The following is a 16,592-nucleotide window of genomic DNA, read 5'->3' as shown; positions in this document are numbered from 1 at the left end:
GAGGCGCTCGCCGTCGGCGAGGAGCACCCCCTCGATCCCGTCCTGCGCCTCGTGGAGGCCTGCGTGCGGCCGGTCCCGGACGAGGAGTGGGAGCGCCGCCTGCTGCTCGCCGAGGACTCCGCGGTCACGGGCGACCCGTGGAAGACGGTCGCGCTGCACCTCGCCTGGTCGCTGCTCGAGGTCTCGGACGAGCGCCGCGACCGCCTCGCCGGGCTCCTCGACGGCGGGGATGAGGCGGACGGCCTGCCCGGCGCCCTCGCCTTCCTCCGCCGCGGCACCACCGCACTCGACGGCGGTCGCCTCGACGACGCCTCGGCCGACCTCGACCGCGCCGCCGCCCGCGCCGACGACCTGCCCGCCGTGCGCGCGCTGATCGACGCGACTCGAGCCCGGGTCCACGCCGTGCAGGGCGACCGCGCACGCACCCTCGAGTGCGCCGAGCGCGCGACGGCCTGGGCGCTGCGGCACGGAGCGGCGTCGGTCGCGCGCGCCGCCGATCACGCCCTGTGCTCGCTCGACCTCGGCGGCGGCCGTTTCGAGGAGGCGCACGCCCGCTCCTCCTCCTGCGCCGGCGGCGACCCGCTGAAGCTCCTCGACGCCGCCGAGGCCGCCTCGCGCCTCCGCCTGCCCGAGCACTGCGCCGAGCTGGCGGCGGCCGCGGCGGACCTCGCCGCTCGGCCCCTCGCTGCCCGCGGGCGGATGCTCGCCCTCGCGGCGACCGCGGTCCTCGATCAGACCGGCGGCGCGGGCGCCCTCTTCGAGCGCTCCCTCGACCCGGCCTCCGAGGAGTGGCCGTTCGAGCGGGCGCGCGTCCAGCTCTGCCACGGCGAGTGGCTGCGCCGCCGGATGCGCCCGCTGGAGGCGCGCACCCGGTTCCGCCAGGCCGCCGCGGGGTTCGCCGCGGTGGGGGCCGAGCTCTGGCTCGCCCGCGCCCAGCACGAGCTGCGGGCGGCGGGCGGAGCGGGGGAGGCGCCGGTCGCCGCCGACCTCAGCGAGCAGGAGCGGCGCGTGGTCTCGCTGGCCGCCGCGGGGCTCTCGAACAAGCAGATCGCCCAGCAGCTCTTCGTCTCGCCCCGCACCGTCAGCGGGCACCTGTACCGGATCTTCCCCAAGCTCGGGGTGACCTCGCGGGCCGGGCTCCGCGACGCGCTCCTCAGCCTCGAGGACGCCCGGAGCGCGTGACGGAGCCGCAGGATCGAGTCATCCGACCTGGTGCCTGCCGCCGCGGGAGGCGCATGCTGAGCGCATGACGTCGCAGCAGATGATCGACCCCTCCGTCCCGCCGAGCGGCCCCGGCTGCGTCGAGTGCGAGCAGTCCGGCTCGTGGTGGCTGCACCTGCGCCGCTGCGCGCTCTGCGGGCACATCGGCTGCTGCGACGACTCGCTGAACCGCCACGCGACGGCCCACTACCACTCGACCGGCCACGCGGTCATCCGCAGCTTCGAGCCCGGCGAGGACTGGTTCTGGGACTACCGGACCGACGACTACGCCGACGGCCCCGCGCTGGCCGACCCGCAGAGCCACCCGGCGAGCCAGACCACCCCGGGGCCGAAGGACCGCGTGCCGCGCGACTGGCAGTACCTCCTCGCCGAGCGGGCCGAGCGCGGCTGAGCGGCGCGCCTCCGCGAGAGCGCAGGACTTTCGCGAGAGTCCAGGAGTTGTCGCACTCGGCATCGGCTGCGACAACTCCTGGACAGTCGCCGGCCGCCGGCTCCCTGCGCACGTCCGCAGGCGGCGTGCAGCCAGAAGTCACCGTGCTCGCGACCGACCACGGCGACTTCTGGATGGTCGCGGCGGCCCGCCGACGGGCGATCGCCACGAGAGTCCAGGAGTTGTCGCACTGGGCGTCGAGTGCGACAACTCTCGAGCAGTCGCGGCCGTCGGAGCCGCCGACGCCCAACGCTTGTCCACAGCCGGCGAGTAGCCAGGAGTCGCCGTACTCGCGACCGACTACGGCGACTTCTGGATGGTCGCGGCGGCCCGCCGAGGAGCGATCGCCACGAGAGTCCAGGAGTTGTCGCACTGGGCGTCGAGTGCGACAACTCTTGAGCAGTCGCGGGAGCAGTCGCTGGAGCAGGTCGGAGCCAGCTGACCAGCCGGCGGCCGACGCCGCGCCTGATCGGCGTTCGTCAGCTCCGTACCCCGCCGGCCGGGCCCCGCCCCGTCCCCCGTGCGGAGCAGCGCATCGGCCAGCCGCGCCGCCTCGACGCCGGCCCCGAGAACCCCGCCGTCCTCCCGCGAGCGATCGACCACCCGCTCGAGGGCCGCCGCGTCGCCGGTGAAGGCCGCGACGGCAGCCGCGCGCGTCTCGAGCTCCTCCCGCAGAGCACCACCGCGCGCACTCGACCGCGCCTCGGCGAGGAGGAGCAGCGCCTCCTGCGGCCGACCCGCGCGGAGTCGCTCCTCCGCCGCGTCCCTCAGCAGCCGCGCCCGCTCCTCCGGCACGGCCGCGTCGTCCGCCGCGAGCAGCAGGCGGAGGTGCGGGGCCGACTCCGGGCGCTCGGCGAGCCGCCTCCGTGCCGCCCGCAGCGCTCGGGGCGACGCCGTCGAGAGCACCACCGCGCGGACCACCGGGTCGCGGAACGCACGGCCGCCCGCCGTCAGGATCCCCGCCTGCACCAGGGCGCGGTCCCCGTCTCCGGAGGCCGACCCGATGCTCTCCGGGAACTCGGCGCCCGCCACCGCGACGACCAGGAGCGCCTCCCGGCACTCCTCCGACAGCGGAGCCAGCAGGTCGAGCACCCTGGTCTCGGCCTGCTCGAGCCGCGGGTAGACCGGGAAGGGCGAGGGAGCGTCCTCGCCGGCCCAGGCCCGCCCGAGGACGTCGAGGAGCAGCGGATTCCCCTCCGCGACCCGCAGCAGGCGCGCCTCGACGGCGAGCGGCCGGCGGCCGCCGTGGGCGCGCAGGAAGCCGCGGGCCGCCTCCGCGTCGAGGGGCTCCGTGCGACGGTGCCGGAGGCCCTCCCAGCCGGCGAGGACGCGACGGTCGCCGGTGGCGAGGAGGCAGGCGGCACCGACCTCGTCGACCAGCCGGGTCACCAGGGCCTGGAGGGTCTCGCGGGCGGCGACGTCGAACCGCTCCCAGTCGTCGACGACGATCAGGAAGCCGGGGTCGCAGGGCGAGGCGGAGGAGTCGCGCACCCGCTGCAGACGGCCGATCAGCGTGGCGAACAGCGCGAGCGAGGACGCGCCGATCACGGCGTCGCCCCGGTCCGGCCGCACCTCCACGACCTCGCAGCCGGCGGTGCGAGCGGTGGCCGCGGCGGAGCGCAGCATGTGCGTCCGGCCCGAGCCGATCCCGCCCTCGACCACCAGGAGCCGCTCCCGCGCGGGCGACGCCGAGCTCAGCATCCGGACCACCACGTCCTCTGGGGCGCTCGGGTGCGCGGGCGGCGAGGAGAGTGCACTGATCGTCATCGCGACTCCTGAGGGACGGGTTCCGAGGACCCCATGCTGACCGCCGGGCGCGGCCGCGCTCTCCTCCCTCTGTCGGAACCCTCCGGAGCGCACCCTCTGTCGAACCGTCCCGAGCGCCCGTCTCCCGGTCGGCGCCGGGCAGGAGGCACAGGAGGGCAGTGGGCCCCGCGAGCGCCCGACGGTACTCTGTGTCCCACCGGACGACCGGTACGGCCCCACCCCCGCACGACCGCCGCTCGACCCGGCGGGTGATCCGATGGAGTCGCACGATGAGCTCTCGCAGCCCCCTCGCGGAGTTCCTCCGCGCTCGCCGGGCGGCGCTGCGGCCGGAGCAGGTCGGCGTGCCGACCGCGGGCACCCGGCGGCGGGTGCCGGGCCTGCGCCGCGAGGAGGTCGCCGACCGCGCCCGGATCAGCCGCGACTACTACCTCCGCGTCGAGCAGGGGCACGCGGTCGCCCCGTCCGACCAGGTGCTGAACGCCCTCGCCGAGGCGCTCGCCTTCGACGAGTTCGAGCGCGCCTACCTCTTCCGGCTGGCCCGGCTGCGCCCCGGCCCTCGCGATCCCGACTCTCCTCCGCCGGGCCAGGGCGTGGAGTCGCTGCTCGCCCACTGGCCGAGGACCCCGGCGTACGCGTTCGACCGCAACCTCGACGTCCTCGGCGCGAACGACCTGATGAACCGTCTCGCCCCCGACAAGGGCGTGCCCGGCGCCAACATGCTGCTCTCCACCTCCCGCGGCTACGCGCGCGCCGTGGCGAACGGCGACCCGCCGGACCAGCTGCAGGCGTGGGGCCAGGTCTTCCGTGAGCTGATCGCCGCACTGCGGTTCTACAGCGACCCCGACGATCCGCGGCTGCACGAGATCGTCGGCGAGTGCTCGGTCGAGAATCCGCTGTTCCGGTCGATCTGGGCCGAGTACCAGGTCCGCCCCTTCACCCACCGGTGGATCCGCGTCCACGTCGAGCCGTTCGGCTGGCTCGACCTCGAGATGCAGACCCTGGAGCTCGCCGGCGCTCCGGGCCGGTACGTCGTGACCTACCTCGCGGCAGCGGGGACTCCGGCGGCCGCGGCCGTCGTCGTCCTCGCCTCGCTGCGGCACGCTCCGGAGGCGGGCACCGCGCTGGCCGCCCCGGCCGGCGCCTGACTCGTGGCGGCGAGCCGCGCGAGCGCCTCGCGGCCCGCCGCGTCACCCGCCTCGAACAGGAGCAGGAGGCGCGCGCCGTCCCGGACCAGCCGGTAGTCCATCGGAACGGAGCCGACCGCGGTGTCGAGGAACACGACCGACCCGCGTGCGTCGGCCTCCGCCCCGGCCGCCCACGAGTCCGCGAACCGGGGGCTCCTCGCCGAGAGCTCCCCGACGACCGTCAGGAACTCCCGGTCCCCCCGGTGCCGCTCGAGCGAGTCGCGGAGCATCGCCGCGACCTGGTCGGCGGCGGACCCCCAGCAGGGCAGGTCCTCGACCTCGGACGAGTCCAGGAAGGTGAAGCGGGCGATGCTCGCTCCTGGGGCGAAGGCGGGCGCGAGCGCCCGCGCGAGCGGAGTCGCGGCCAGCACCCGCAGGTGCCGGTCCAGCAGCACCGCCGCCCTCCCCGCCCACGGCAGGAGCGCCGCCTCGTGATCCTCCGCCATGTCCCCGTCCCCTCCGCGCGTCCCTCCCTCAGCGCAGCGGAGTGATCCCCTGCGTCCCGGGCGGGAAGGTCGCCAGCACCTCCTCCGGGATGTTCAGGTGCTGCGCGACCAGCGACGGCGGCAGGTGGCTCAGCCACTGGGCGAGCGACACCTCCTCGTAGCGGGAGCTCTTGAAGGTCTCGATGTAGACCAGCGTGTCGTCGCCGGTGTTCTCCACGTAGTGGCCGAAGTTGCGGCGCACGACGCCCACGTCTCCGGCGTGGAAGTCGGTCGTGTTGGCGTGCGGGCCGGTGTTGAAGACGGTCATCCGAGCGGATCCGCGGAGGTAGTACTGCCACTCGTCGGCGTTGGGGTGCCAGTGCAGCTCGCGCATCGAGCCGGGCTCGACCGTCGTCAGCGCGGCCGAGACCGTGCGCGAGGCCGGGAAGTTCGTGCTGTCGGCGATCTGGATCCGGCCGCCGCTGTTCTGGTGCACGGGCTCCGAGCGGGAGAGCCGGAAGATCACCGCCTCGTCGCCGTCCTGCACCCCGGCCGCGGCCCGGTCGGCCTGGAGGTCGCCGGGCACGTCGCCCGGGAAGATCCAGAGGTCGTGCAGCGGGATGTCGCGGAAGACCTCCTGCGCGACGCCGAAGTTCTTCGCCAGCACGTCCGGCGGCGTGTGCGCGAACCAGTCGGTGAGCAGGAGCGTGTTGCTCTCGGACTGCTCGCCGTCGTCGAACGCGAGCACGAACTCCGCCCCGTCCGGGCCGAGGCCCTGCAGGGAGTGCGGCAGGCCGGGCGGGAAGTACCAGAGGTCCCCCTCCTGCACGTCGTCGACGCTGGGCCGGCCGGTGCGGCTGAGCGTGGTGATGCGGCAGTTCCCCTTGGTCATCAGCGCCCACTCGGCGCTCTGGTGCCAGTGCAGCTCGCGGATCCCGCCGGCCTCGAGGTACATGTTCACGCCGGCGATCTCGTTCGAGATCGCGAAGTCGGCCTGCGTGAGCTCGCGCGCCCAGCCTCCCCGCTGCACCCGCCGCGGCGAGATGTTGAAGGAGGACCAGAAGAACGGCTGCGTGCTGATGTCCGTCGCGGGCGCGGCGATCTGATTCGGGAACAGTCCCTCCAGGACGCGGTTCTGCGGGCCGGTCATCGTGTTCGCCGAGGGATCGCCCTCGGTGTTCACGATCCCCTCCTGGGGGAGGTCCGGGTCTCCGAAACCGGGGGTCTCGTGGTGCGGAGCGGTGCTGTCGTCGGGTTCCACGGCGTTCTCCCTGCTGATCGTTCTGCGCGCCTGCGCTGCTCCGATCCCACCGCTCCGGCCCGGGCCGCACCACGGTCATCCGACTCGATCCGCGCCCCGACGACCGGCCCGGGTCAGCCGCCCAGGCCCTCGAGCACGTCCCGCGAGGGCACGAAGTAGACCCCGCCGGTCGTCGCGGTCGAGAAGTCGAGGAGGCGGTCGTGCCGGCCCGCGGGCACGCCGACGAACATCCGCGTCAGCATCGTCTCGATCACCGACAGGTCGGCGGCCAGGCCGAGGAAGTACGTGCCGAACTCGCCCCTGCCGGGCCGGCCGAAGGGCATGTTGTCGCGGAGGATGTCGTGCTCGGTCCCGCCGGCGTCGACCACGGTCGCGAGCCCCTTGTGCGAGAGCTGCGCCGGATCGTCCTCGCGCTCGACGTTGTCGGCCTTGCTCCGGCCGATGACCCGCTCCTGCTGCTCGGTGGTGAGCGCGTGCCAGGCCGTCAGGTCGTGCAGGTACTTCTGCACGACCAGGTAGCTGCCGCCCGCGAACGCCGCGTCCTCCGCGCCGATCAGCGCGACGCGGGGCAGCGCCTCCCCGGTCGGGTTCTCGGTGCCGTCGACGAAGCCCAGCAGGTCGCGGTTGTCGAAGTAGCGGAAGCCGACCACCTCGTCGCGGACGACGACGTCCTCGCCGAGCGCGTCGAGCAGGAGGCGCTCGAACTCGAAGCAGGCGTCGTCCCGCTCCGCCCGGATGTGGAACAGGAGGTCGGTCTGCGTCGAGACGGCCGTGTGCGCCGCGCCGACCACCTCCCGGAACGGGTGCAGCTGCGCGGGGCGCCCCTCCCCGCCGAAGCGGTCCCACGCGTCGCTCCCGATCCCGACCAGGCAGGAGAGGCGCAGGCCCAGGTCGCGGAAGCCGACCGCGCGGAGGATCCCGCCCACGTCGGCGACGACGTCCCGCACGCGGTCCGCGGCATCCTGCCCGCCGACGATGTCGAGCGAGAGGAAGACGGCGGACCGGCTGAGCGGAGCGACGACCGCCTGCGGCTCGATCGGGACGCGGTCCTCGACGGTCACCGGAGCACCGCCGGCCGGGGCGTCGTCGTCCTGGGCGTCGGCAGGGCCGTCGTCGTGGGCGTCGTCGTGGGCATCGCGACCTCCGATCCGCGCGCCGCGGGAGGGCGCGTCCGCCGCGATCCTGTCAGCGTCCGCGGTGCCGGTCACGAGTCATCCGACCCCACTCGGCGAGCGCGGCCGGCGGCCCCGGCACCGCCCGGGCGACCAGGTCTGGACGATCGTCGGAACATCTCCCCGCGCTCTTCAGGGAGCGCTCCCACGCCCCTATCGTGGAGCCGCTCCCCACCCTCATCCGGGGAGGCACCACCTTGGACACGACCCGGGCCGGGCTCGGGATCGACACGAGCACGGAGGTTCGAAGATGCCGTTTGTGACCACGGACGACGACGTCGAGATCTACTACAAGGACTGGGGCGGCACCGACGCGCAGCCCATCGTCTTCCACCACGGCTGGCCGCTGTCGTCCGATGACTGGGACGCGCAGATGCTGTTCTTCCACGCGCACGGCTACCGCGTCATCGCGACCGACCGCCGCGGGCACGGACGCTCGACCCAGGTCGGCACCGGACACGACATGGACCACTACGCCAGCGACGTGAACGCGGTCGTCGAGCACCTCGACCTGCGGAACGCGATCCACATCGGCCACTCCACCGGAGGCGGCCAGGTCGCGCGCTACGTCGCGAAGTACGGCGAGCCCCAGGGCCGAGTGGCCAAGGCCGTCCTCGTCTCGTCGGTCCCGCCGCTGATGGTGCAGACCGAGGCGAACCCCGAGGGCACGCCGATCTCGGTGTTCGACGGCTTCCGCGACGCTCTCGCGGCGAACCGCGCCGAGTTCTACCAGGCCGTGGCCTCCGGGCCCTTCTACGGCTTCAACCGCGAGGGCGTCGAGCTCTCGCAGCCCGTGGTCGACAACTGGTGGCGCCAGGGCATGACCGGATCCGCGCTCGCGCACTACGAGGGCATCAAGGCCTTCTCGGAGACGGACCAGACCGAGGACCTGAAGGCGATCACCGTCCCCGTCCTCGTCACCCAGGGCGACGACGACCAGGTCGTCCCCTACAAGGACGCCGCGCTCAAGCAGCACGAGCTGCTGCAGAACTCGACGCTCAAGATCTACGAGGGCTACCCGCACGGCATGCTGACCGTCCACGCCGACGTCATCAACCCCGACCTGCTGGCCTTCATCCAGGAGTAGCGCGGCACACTCGCAGGCGCGTCCCGGCCGTTCCGGGGCGCGCCTGCGCGTCTGCGCTCGAACGGGGGCCGGGTGCCCCTGCGAGCGGAGTCCGGCCTCAGGCGTCGGCGCCCGCGTCCCTCCCGAGCACCGCGGCGAGCTCGCCCCGCCCGCCGATCCCGAGCTTGCGGTACGCCGCGTACAGGTGCGCGCCGACCGTGCGCGGCGAGAGGAACAGGTTCTGCGCGATCGCGCGGTTCGACAGCCCCGTGCTCGCGAGAGCGCAGATGCGCAGCTCCTGCGGGGTCAGCGTCGCAGCGGCCGGCGACGGCGCGTCCGCGATCCTCCCTCCGGCGGCCCGGAGCGCGTCACGGGCCCGATCGGCCCAGGCGTGGATCGGCAGCTCCTCGAGCATCGCCAGTGCCTCGCGGAGGAGGGGCCGCGCCTCCGCCGCCCGACCGGCCCGGTGCAGCCCGTCGCCCACGAGCAGCAGCGCCCGCGCCCGCACGTACGGGAGCGGCGGCGGAGTCCGGCGGAGCAGCCCGGCCGCGGCGTCCGGCGCTCCGTCGGCGAGCGCCACGGCGATCTGCGCGTACCGGAGGGCCGCCTCGATCATCGGCTGGTGCCAGCGCTCGAAGAGCGCTTCCAGCCTCGCGGCGTGCAGGCGCACGACTCCGTCATCTCCGGTCGCGAGAGCCGCGTCGACGAGATCGGGCGTGGTGAGGATGGCGAAGCCGGGGTTCAGGGAGTCGTCGTCCGTGTCGAGGAGGGGCAGGAGCTCCGGCACGGCGTCGCCCGGTCGAGACTCGAGGACCGCCACCGCCGCTCGCGATCCACGGAGAGTCGCCCGCATCACGCTCGAGCAGAGGACGGCCGCGCCGATCGCGCTCCCTGCGCTGATCGCCTCGGGATCGGGCGCGACGCCCTCCATCGCGTCGAACCAGGCCAGGCAGGCCCGGGACGCGGTCTCGAAGCCGACGTCCCCCAGGTCGCTCCCGAGGACGAGCGCCTCCTCGGCGAAGGAGCGGGCGCGCGAGAAGCGGCCGGCGAGCGACGTGGTCATCGAGGCGGCGAGGAGCGCCTGCGGGAGGATCCGGATGTCGCCGCGCGCGCGCAGCCCGGTGATCGCCGCCTCCAGGAGCTCCCGGGCGACCTCGACCTCGCCCGCCGTGTTCAGCGCGTAGCCGAGCCACCACGCCTCCTCCGGACCGCTCGCTCCGCCGGCCGCCGCGAGCGCCCGGCGGACGACCTCGTCGCCGCGGGCGATCGGCTCGGTGACCGCCGCGAGCAGGACGGCGCGCGGGTCGGAGTCGTCGAGGGCGAGCGCGCGCACCGCCTGGATCATCGGCTCGCCGGGCGACGCCTCGCGGTTGTGGTCCCAGGCGATGGCGGCGAGGTGAAGGAGCGCGGCGGTCGCGGCGTCGACGGCTCCGTGGCTCTGCAGCGCTGTCACTGCGGCGAGCGCGGGCGAGAGGTCGCCCCGCGAGAGGGCCGTGCGCCCGGTCGGCAGCGTCTCGCGCGTCCAGGCGGCACGGGCGGTGAGCACCGGATCGACGGTCTCGCCCGCCGCGCGGTGCACGAGCAGCGCCGCCTCCGCGGTCCGGCCGGCGAGTCCGGAGTACTCGGCCGCGTCGATCAGGCGCGAGACGCGCAGCGGCCCCGCGGGGGTCAGCTCCGCCGCCCGCTCCATCGCCTGAGCCGCCAGGACGACGTCGCCCGTCGCGAGGCCTGACGCCGCGAGACCGGCGAGCTCCTCGCCGACCGGCCCGTCAGAGCCGGTCGCGAGCTCCGACCGCCACCAGAGCGTCCGGCTCGGGTCGTCGCGGTGCTCCTGGACGAGCGTGCGGAGCACGGCCGCGCGCTCGGAGGGGCGGCTCACGCTCGTCACCGCGGACTGCACGAGAGGGTGCCGGAAGCGGAGTCCGCTCCCCGGCGTCCAGCTGAGCAGCGACGCGGCGACGGCCCGGTCGATCCAGGAGGGGTCGGGGTGGCGGCCGATCGCCAGGTTCGCCAGCCGGCTCGCCTCCTCCGCCGTCGCGACGTCGCCCAGCGCCACGGCCAGCACGGCGAGCCGCGAGGGCTGGTCGAGCTCCGCGAAGCGCTCGGCGAAGGCCGACTCGAGGCGTCCGGTCACCGCGCGGTCCTCCGCCTCGTCGGCCGACGGGTCGCGCCCGGTCAGCTCCACCAGGGCGAGCGGATTCCCGCGGGCGAGGTCGAGCAGAGCGCGCCGGGCGGCGCCGCGAGGAGGATGCGGGAGCGTGTCGAGGAGAGCGGCCGAGTCGGCGGCCGACAGCGGCCCGAGGTGGAGGTGCTCGAGGCCGGAGTCCTCCTCGGGCCGGTCCCTCGTGGTCATCACGACGACGACGCGGTCCTCGCCGATGCGCCGGGCGAGCATCCGCAGCGCCCACGCCGACTCCGGGTCGATCCGGTGCAGGTCCTCCACGACGACCAGCAGGGGCCGATCGGCGGCGGCGTCGCTCAGGAGGGTCAGGGCCGAGAGGCCGGCCAAGAGCGGCGTCGGCTGCACTCCGTCCGCCAGGTGGAAGGCCACGCGGAGCGCGTCCTGCTGCGGCAGGGGCAGGCCGTCGAGGCCCGGGCGGAGCGGGTGCAGGAGGAGCTGCAGCGCCGCGTACTGGTCGCCCGACTCCGCTGCGGAGCCCGCGGTCCGCAGCACCCGCACATCGCGTGCGCGGGCGTAGGCGACGACCTCCTCGACCAGGGTGGTCTTGCCGACCCCGGCGTCCCCGTCGATGACGAGCGCCGACCCCTGGGCGGCGATGCCGTCGACCATCAGACGGAGCCGCGCGAGCTCCGATCCCCGACCGACGACGAGCGCGTCCCGCTTCACGCGTCGAGTATCGCACCCTCGCGCAGACACTCCTCGACCCGGTGGCGGGCCCGGATGAAATCGATCGCGGCGGCCGCGGCGCTGCCGGGGGCGCCGAAGAAGGAGGTCAGGAAGTGGTCGCCTCCGTGCACCTCCAGGGTCTGCCAGCGGAAGGCGATGAAGCCGAAGGGGTCGACGCGCACCGGCGACGAGCCCTCGCGGAGCGGATACGCCTCCTGGCTCGCCCAGACGCGGCGGAACACCCGCGAGCGGCCTCCGAGCGAGGCGACCAGGACCCGCAGACGCGGGTCCGCCGGGTCGGAGTGGAAGCGGAGGGCGGCCGTCATCACGGCGATCGTGCGGTCCCAGTCCTCGTGCCGCTCGGCGTCGGTCTCGAGCGCCGCGGCGTCGACGACGGCCTCGATCATGTTGGTCCCCTGCTCGCAGGCCAGGGGGAGGAACAGGCGGCCGAGCTCGTTCACGGCGACGAGGTCCAGGTAGCGGTCGACCACGTAGGCGGGCGTCGTGGTCCAGGACGAGACCATGCTCGTCAGGCTGCCGACCTGCGCCGGGGTCGGCCCGGCCTGCGCCCAGCCCGGTGAGCGGCGCGGCGCGGCGTGCCCGCCGAGCCGGAAGAGGTAGTCCCGCCCGTCCGCGTCGAGGCGGAACGCGCGGGCCAGAGCGTCCAGGACCTGCGCCGAGGGGCGGCGGTCCTTGCCCTGCTCGAGCCGCAGGTAGTAGTCCGGGCTGATCCCCGCGAGCACGGCGACCTCCTGGCGGCGCAGCCCGCTGACGCGGCGCCTGCCGTCGGCGCCCAGGCCGACCTCGTCGGGGCGCAGCCGGTCGCGGTGCCCCCGGAGGTAGGCGCCGAGCCGCGCGGTGTCCGTGTCCACGATCCCGCCCTTCTCTCCCTTCGAGGCTAGGGAGGAGGCGGGCCCGACTCCACGCGACGCCGACCTAGATCCGCGGCGGGAGTACCTAGATCGGCGGGGCGTGCTTCAGGGTGGGGGCGGTGCGCGGCGGGGTGCGGAGGAGCGCACCGGCACTCGGCGCACCCCTCCGCGGTCAGGCGACTCCGTGGTCAGCTCAGCTCAGCCGCGGCGTCGGCGATGACCCGCGCGACCTCCTCCGGGTGCGAGCGCATCACCAGGTGCGGCGCGTCGAGCTCGACGACCGAGCGCACGCCCGCCCGCCGGTAGCCGAACCGCTCGACGTCCGGGTTGATCGTCCGGTCCGCCGCCGCGACGACGCCCCAGCTCGGCCGGGTTCGCCAGGCGGCGACCGGAGCGGCCTCGCCGAACGCCAGAGCGGCGAGCGGGCGCTGGCCGACCGCGAGCACGGCCGCCTCGGCCGGATCGATCCCGGCCGCGAACACCTCCGGGAACGCCGACACCGCGACCGACACGTCCGTGCCCGGCTCCGCTCCGTCGATCGGGAACGGGGTGTAGACGAGGTTCGCCGGGAGGTCGGAGTCGGGGAAGGCGCCCTGCAGCTGCCCGAGGCTCTCCCCCTCCTCGATTGCGTAGGCCGCGAGGTAGACGAGGCCGACCACGTTCTCGGCGACCCCCGCCACCGTGATCACGGCGCCGCCGTAGGAGTGGCCCGCCAGCAGGACCGGCCCGTCGAGCTGCTCCACGAAGGAGCGTACGTACTCCGCGTCGCCCAGCAGGCTGCGGTTCGGCACGGCCGGGACGCGCACGGCGTGGCCGGCGTCGAGCAGGATCCGCGTGACCGGGGCGAAGCTCGCGGCGTCGGCGAACGCTCCGTGGACGAGGACGATGGTGGGTGCGGGCATGGGCTGTCCTTCCGGTCGGGCTGCGGTCCGGCAGCCGGCTGCGCAGCCGATCCGGACCCGGGCCGAACCTAGGACGGCGGACGGCGCGCGTCGTGACCCCGCGACTCCCCTGCCGACCGGGCGGCCGCCTGTCGCCCGCCCGAGGACACGCTCCAGCGCTCGTCCCGCCCGCTCACGGCGGGCCCGGCCCGCTGCAGCGTCCGCGTCCTGGTCCCGGCGGGGTCACCCTTCGACGGCTGGACCGCCCGGGATCGCGGCGCGGTCGGCCAGCGGCCTCTCCGGCCGGATCGCCGGCGACAGCGGCGGATCGGCTCGCGGACTCCTGCGGCTCGAGATCCGGGCCGCGGCGCGTCAGCTCGCGAACTCCTCCGGCCAGCCCAGCGCGGCCAGCGACCGGCGCACGCGCTCGATGTCCTCCTCCGAGGGCAGCTCCGAGGTCACTCCGGCGATCGCGGTGCCGACGTCCGCGCGGGAGGCGGGCGCGTCGGCGGCGAGACCGGCGGCCACCTCGGCCACCTCCTCGTCGCTCAGACGGCGGCGGAGGAGCGCCAGCAGCGGCACGAAGTCCTGCTCGGGCAGCCCGGCCGGATAGCCGGCGCGCAGCCAGCGGACGATGCGCGCGACCAGGCCCTCGCGGGTGTCCGGCTCGGCCAGCGACTCCGGGCCCGCCAGCGGCCAGCCCGCGCTCGCGAGCCGCGAGGAGACGCGGGCGACGTCCTCGGGCATCGCCGGTCCGAGCAGCAGCTGCTCGATCCGCTCGCGGACCACGGCCCGTGAGACGACCGTCTCGGCCCGCTCCGACTCCGACAGGAGCCGCGCGACGACCTGCTCGACCTCGTCCGTCGTGAGGCTGCGGCGCAGCAGGCCCAGCAGCGGCAGGTAGTCCTGCTCCGGCACGCCGGACGGGTAGCCCGCGCGCAGCCAGCCGACCACGCGGGCGACGATCCCCTCCCGCGCCGCGATCGGATCGGTCGAGGCCATGCTCAGCCCTTGGGCACGAAGGTCGGGATCACGTGCTCGAAGCTCACCGACTGGCCGAGGCCCGTCGCGATGATGACGCTCAGGCCGATCACGACGGAGCCGACGACGAGGGCGAAGCAGAGCACGCCGATCCCGCGCAGCACCGGCGCGGGCAGACCGCTCCGGACCGCGGGGGCGTCGGACCCGCCCGAGGCGGGAGCACCGGCGGCGACGGCGAAGGAGCGGACGCCGACGGCGAACAGCACGGGCAGGCCTGCTCCGAGGAGCACGGCGACGAGGGCCACCTGGCCGGCGGCGGAGAGGAAGAGGGAGAGCACGGTGCGGATCCTTTCGCTCAGACGCCGGCGGTCTCGGGCGCGGGGCGTGCCGCCGCGTCCTGCCACTCGTCGTTGACGTTGTGCGCGCCGATGCTGTCGCGGCGCGAGCGGATGTAGATGAGGGAGGCGACGGCGACGAGGATCGCGGCCATCAGGAGGCCGCCGGCCGCGCCTCCGACGAGGTGGCCGATCCACCACATCACGGCGCCGACGAGGGCGGCGGCCGGGAGCGTGATGACCCAGGCGATCACCATGCGCAGCGCCACGCGCCAGCGCACCTGCGCTCCGGGGCGGCCGACTCCGGAGCCGAGGATCGAGCCGGTCGCGACGTGGGTGGTCGAGAGGGCGAAGCCGAGGTGGCTGGAGGCGAGGATGACCGCGGCGGAGGCGCTCTCGGCGGCCATGCCCTGCGGGGTGTCGATCTCGACGAGGCCCTTGCCGACGGTGCGGATGATCCGCCAGCCGCCGATGTAGGTGCCGAGCGAGATGGCCAGCGCGCAGCTGAGCTTGACCCAGAAGGGGACCGACTCGGTGTCGCTCCAGCCGCCGGCCGCGATCAGCGCGAGCGTGATCACTCCCATGGTCTTCTGCGCGTCGTTGGTGCCGTGCGCGAGCGAGACGAGGGAGGCGCTGCCGATCTGGCCGAAGCGGAAGCCGCGGTGGAGGCTCTTCTCGGCGAGGTTGCCGATCACGCGGAAGACGAGCCAGGTGCCGATCGCCGCGACCGCGCCGGCGAGCACGGGCGACATCAGCGCCGGGAGGATCACCTTGCCGACGACGCCGTCGAGCTTCGTGCCGTCGCCGGCCCAGTTCACGCCGTTGAGGCCGAGGCCCGCGAGAGCGGAGCCGATCAGGCCGCCGAAGAGGGCGTGCGACGAGCTCGAGGGAAGGCCGAGCAGCCAGGTCAGCAGGTTCCAGACGATGCCGCCGATGAGGCCGGCCAGCACGATCAGCAGCAGAGCGGATCCGCCGTCCTCGAGCAGCGCCGGATCGGGTGCGCCCGAGGAGTCCTGGATCTTCACGACCGCGTTGGTGACGGTCAGCGCCACCTCGATGCTGAGGAACGCACCGACGAGGTTCAGCGACGCCGAGAGGGCGACGGCGGTGCGGGGCTTCAGGGCACCGGTCGCGATGGACGTGGCCATCGCGTTCGCCGTGTCATGGAAGCCGTTGGTGAAGTCGAAGGCGAGAGCTGTGACGACGACGAGCGCGAGCAGGATGAAGGGATCCACGCAGACATGATGCTCCCGCGGCGGGAGGCGTTCCGGCGTGGTCGCGAGGCTTCACCTGCTGTTCACCTCGCGGGGCACGCCCGCCCGAGTAGTCTGTGCGGATTCTCAGGCGGGCGACGCGTGAGGCGGCCGGCGGTGGCCGGATGACGCTCAGGCGGGCGCGCTCAGGCGGGCTCGCTCAGGAGGCCGAGCGCGGCATCGGCGGGGTGAGGTCCGGGGTGTGCGCGGGGTCGGAGTCGGGGGCCGGCTCCTGCTGGGCGGCGGACCCGGCCGCGGCACCGGTGTCCTCGGCGGACTCCTGATCCTCGGCGGGCTCCTGCGAGCCGGGCAGCGGCGGGGTGAGGTCGAGGGCGCCGACCGCCGGCTCGGCGGCGTGCTTCGGCGTGGTCGGGCGGTTCTCGGCCGCGGCCGCCTTCTTCGCCGCCTTCTCCTGGGTCCGCTTGAGCTTCTCGGTCTGCTCGGCCAGCTTGCGGGCCTTCTTGCGCAGCTTCTTGCTGGAGTCGCGGACCGCCTCGTGCGCCGCGCGCACCGACTTCTCGGCCTTCTTCAGCGCCTTCTTCGCGCGCTTCTGCGCCGCCTTGTCGCGTGCGTCCTTGTCCTTGCCGGTCCCGGCCATGTCCGCTCCTCCGCTCGTCGACCGCTCCGGCCGACTCCCTCACGCTACCGAGCGGCACCCGCCCCGCGAAGCCGCTGGCGAGCGCGCCCGGGCCGCGCTAGGCGCGCGGGCGGCGGCCGTTCTGCGCCCGTGCCGTCCCGCCTCCCCTTCCCCCTGGTCGCCGCCTCTCCTCCTTTCTCCTCGGCTCTCGCTTCAGCCCTGCGGAGCCGTTCGCGGCTGGGAGTCGCGGGCGAGTGACCCCACGACGGGCGCGGGTTCGGCAGGCTGGGGGCATGGTCTTCCAGCACGATCCCGGCGG

General features: G+C 74.7%; 15 protein-coding genes. 4 read left to right on the top strand and 11 right to left on the bottom strand.

All coding sequences use genetic code 11. The annotated features are described in order from the left end of the window. Together C5D04_RS15375 and C5D04_RS15370 are read left to right on the top strand one after the other, a co-directional pair. Positions 1-1,182: LuxR C-terminal-related transcriptional regulator (locus C5D04_RS15375; RefSeq protein ID WP_146087884.1), on the top strand; the 1,182-nt coding region annotated here is incomplete at its 5' end. A gap of 64 nt (positions 1,183-1,246) precedes the next feature. Next, positions 1,247-1,612 carry a UBP-type zinc finger domain-containing protein gene (locus tag C5D04_RS15370; RefSeq protein ID WP_104227372.1) on the top strand — a complete coding sequence of 122 codons (366 nt, stop codon included), beginning with the start codon at positions 1,247-1,249 and terminating at the stop codon, positions 1,610-1,612. A gap of 339 nt (positions 1,613-1,951) precedes the next feature. Here the strand turns inward: C5D04_RS15370 and C5D04_RS15365 are convergent, their stop codons facing one another. Further along, positions 1,952-3,418: a hypothetical protein gene (locus C5D04_RS15365; RefSeq protein ID WP_104347968.1), complete on the bottom strand. Its 1,467-nt coding sequence runs from the start codon at positions 3,416-3,418 to the stop codon at positions 1,952-1,954. A 269-nt stretch (positions 3,419-3,687) separates the two neighbouring features. Between C5D04_RS15365 and C5D04_RS15360 the strand changes: the two genes are divergently transcribed. Continuing rightward, a complete protein-coding gene (locus C5D04_RS15360) occupies positions 3,688-4,563 on the top strand; it encodes a helix-turn-helix transcriptional regulator (RefSeq protein WP_104347967.1) in 876 nt (291 codons plus the stop codon). Here C5D04_RS15360 and C5D04_RS15355 read toward each other — a convergent pair. From C5D04_RS15355 to C5D04_RS15345, 3 genes are all read right to left on the bottom strand, one after another. Further along, on the bottom strand, positions 4,455-5,048 hold the full coding sequence (locus C5D04_RS15355) for a hypothetical protein (protein WP_104347966.1): 594 nt from the start codon (positions 5,046-5,048) through the stop codon (positions 4,455-4,457). The genes C5D04_RS15360 and C5D04_RS15355 overlap by 109 nt on opposite strands. Positions 5,049-5,076: 28 nt before the next feature. Next, the gene (locus C5D04_RS15350) at positions 5,077-6,288 is read right to left on the bottom strand and encodes a cupin domain-containing protein (RefSeq protein WP_258059808.1); all 1,212 of its coding nucleotides are present in this window, start codon (positions 6,286-6,288) and stop codon (positions 5,077-5,079) included. A 113-nt stretch (positions 6,289-6,401) separates the two neighbouring features. Further along, complete coding sequence (locus tag C5D04_RS15345; RefSeq protein WP_308471026.1) at positions 6,402-7,496, bottom strand: Dyp-type peroxidase; 1,095 nt, start codon at positions 7,494-7,496, stop codon at positions 6,402-6,404. Positions 7,497-7,710: 214 nt separating this feature from the next. Here C5D04_RS15345 and C5D04_RS15340 point away from each other — a divergent pair, with 214 nt between their 5' ends. Further along, positions 7,711-8,547, top strand: coding sequence for an alpha/beta fold hydrolase (locus C5D04_RS15340; RefSeq protein ID WP_104347965.1), 837 nt, complete (start codon positions 7,711-7,713; stop codon positions 8,545-8,547). Between the two features lie 97 nt (positions 8,548-8,644). Here C5D04_RS15340 and C5D04_RS15335 read toward each other — a convergent pair whose 3' ends face one another. From C5D04_RS15335 to C5D04_RS15305, 7 genes are all read right to left on the bottom strand, one after another. Next, entirely contained in the window at positions 8,645-11,374 is a 2,730-nt protein-coding gene (locus tag C5D04_RS15335; RefSeq protein WP_104347964.1) for an AAA family ATPase, read from the bottom strand. Beyond that, the gene (locus C5D04_RS15330; RefSeq protein WP_104224008.1) at positions 11,371-12,246 is read right to left on the bottom strand and encodes a helix-turn-helix domain-containing protein; all 876 of its coding nucleotides are present in this window, start codon (positions 12,244-12,246) and stop codon (positions 11,371-11,373) included. Before C5D04_RS15330 ends, C5D04_RS15335 begins: the two co-directional genes overlap by 4 nt. A gap of 188 nt (positions 12,247-12,434) precedes the next feature. Continuing rightward, the gene (locus tag C5D04_RS15325; RefSeq protein ID WP_104291858.1) at positions 12,435-13,148 is read right to left on the bottom strand and encodes an alpha/beta fold hydrolase; all 714 of its coding nucleotides are present in this window, start codon (positions 13,146-13,148) and stop codon (positions 12,435-12,437) included. Between the two features lie 351 nt (positions 13,149-13,499). Beyond that, complete coding sequence (locus tag C5D04_RS15320) at positions 13,500-14,129, bottom strand: DUF3349 domain-containing protein (protein WP_104224010.1); 630 nt, start codon at positions 14,127-14,129, stop codon at positions 13,500-13,502. Between the two features lie 2 nt (positions 14,130-14,131). Beyond that, positions 14,132-14,446 (bottom strand): hypothetical protein, encoded by a 315-nt coding sequence (locus C5D04_RS15315; RefSeq protein WP_104227380.1) that lies wholly within the window; start codon positions 14,444-14,446, stop codon positions 14,132-14,134. 17 nt (positions 14,447-14,463) lie between these two features. Further along, complete coding sequence (locus C5D04_RS15310; RefSeq protein WP_104224012.1) at positions 14,464-15,678, bottom strand: inorganic phosphate transporter; 1,215 nt, start codon at positions 15,676-15,678, stop codon at positions 14,464-14,466. A gap of 178 nt (positions 15,679-15,856) precedes the next feature. Beyond that, a complete protein-coding gene (locus C5D04_RS15305) occupies positions 15,857-16,294 on the bottom strand; it encodes a hypothetical protein (protein ID WP_104347963.1) in 438 nt (145 codons plus the stop codon). Positions 16,295-16,592 lie beyond the last annotated feature (298 nt).

The organism is Rathayibacter sp. AY1D2, assembly GCF_002932695.1.
In the GTDB taxonomy this organism is placed as follows: domain Bacteria; phylum Actinomycetota; class Actinomycetes; order Actinomycetales; family Microbacteriaceae; genus Rathayibacter.
The sequence above is the reverse complement of the archived record's forward strand: the minus strand, read 5'-3'. Positions and strand labels throughout refer to the sequence as shown.